The organism is Protofrankia sp. CiP1_Cm_nod2 (assembly GCF_920664355.1).
Lineage (GTDB): Bacteria > Actinomycetota > Actinomycetes > Frankiales > Frankiaceae > Protofrankia.
In genome coordinates this window covers 29869-31133 of sequence record NZ_CAKKTL010000040.1, presented here as the reverse complement: position 1 = coordinate 31133, position 1265 = coordinate 29869, and the positions used below count along the sequence as shown (strand labels likewise).

The window sequence follows — 1265 nt, the reverse complement described above, 5'->3', positions numbered from 1 at the left end:
ATACTGACCGGGCGGCGGCGGCCCGGGTGGATACGTGGCCGGCGGATGCTGGTCGACGGCAGGCGCGATGGCGACGACCCAGCCCACGACAGTCCAGAGTCCAGCCGAGGAGTGTGCCCCGCGGGGCGCGTTCAGGGGGTTTCGCCGCCGAGGGAGTCGGCGAGGGCGGTGAACTCGGCGAGGGCGGCCTGGAGGTCCTCGACGATCTCACGGGCGATCAGCTCGGGGGGCAGCAGGCTGTCGGCGTCGTCGAGGGCGGGGTCCTTCAGCCAGGTGATGTCGAGGTTGACCTTGTCGCGGGCGATCAGGTCGGCGTGGTCGAAGGCGCGGAAACGCTCGGACTCGACCCGCTCGTCGTGGGGCTTGCCGGGCAGGTAGGCCTCGACGAAGTCGTCGAGGTCCGCGCGGCGCAGCGGGCGCTGTTTGAGTGTGAAGTGCCTGCCGGTGCGGAAGTCGTACACCCACAGCTTCGAGGTGTTGTGGCCGCCGCCGCCGCGGGGCGGCTTCTTCTCGAAGAACAGGACGTTGGCCTTCACCCCGCCGGCGTAGAAGATGCCGGTGGGCAGGCGCAGGAGGGTGTGCAGGTCGAACTCCTCGAGCAGCCGGCGGCGGACCCTCTCCCCGGCGCCGCCCTCGAACAGCACGTTGTCGGGCAGGACGACGGCGGCCCGGCCGTTCATCGCCAGCAGCGACATGATGTGCTGGAGGAAGTTGAGCTGTTTGTTGGTGGTGGTGGCGCGGAAGTCGGCTCGCTCGTAGGAGATGTCCTCGCGTTCGGCCCGGCCGTCGGTGCCGACGACGGTGATCGCGGACTTCTTCCCGAACGGCGGGTTGGCCAGCACCAGCGAGGCGTGCCGGCGGGGCTGCTCGGCGAGCGCGTCGGAGACGGTGATCAGGGATGGGCCGTCGGCGTCACCGATGCCGTGCAGCAGCATGTTCATCGCGGCGAGCCGGGCGGTCCCGGTGACGAGTTCGGTGCCCCAGATCTTTCCCGCGCCGAGGGAGAGCCGGTCCTCGCGGGAGATGTCGTCCATGTGGTGGGTGCGGATGTAGTGGTGGGCGGCGATGAGGAAGCCGCCGGTGCCGCAGGCCGGGTCGGTGATCGTGTCGGTGGGGGTCGGCTGGGTGACGTCGACCATGGCGTCGATGAGGGCGCGGGGGGTGAAGTACTGGCCGGCGCCGGTCTTGGTGTCCTCGGCGCCCTTGGCGAGCAGGCCCTCGTAGGCGTCGCCCTTGAGGTCGGTGCCCTGGATCGTCCACTCCTC

At 70.4% G+C, this 1265-nt stretch carries 1 protein-coding gene; it reads right to left on the bottom strand.

All coding sequences use genetic code 11. From position 1 onward, the window contains the following. Window positions 1–131: 131 nt before the first annotated feature. On the bottom strand, window positions 132–1265 hold a 1134-nt coding region (locus tag NBW84_RS06805; RefSeq protein WP_250282749.1), incomplete at its 5' end, for an HsdM family class I SAM-dependent methyltransferase.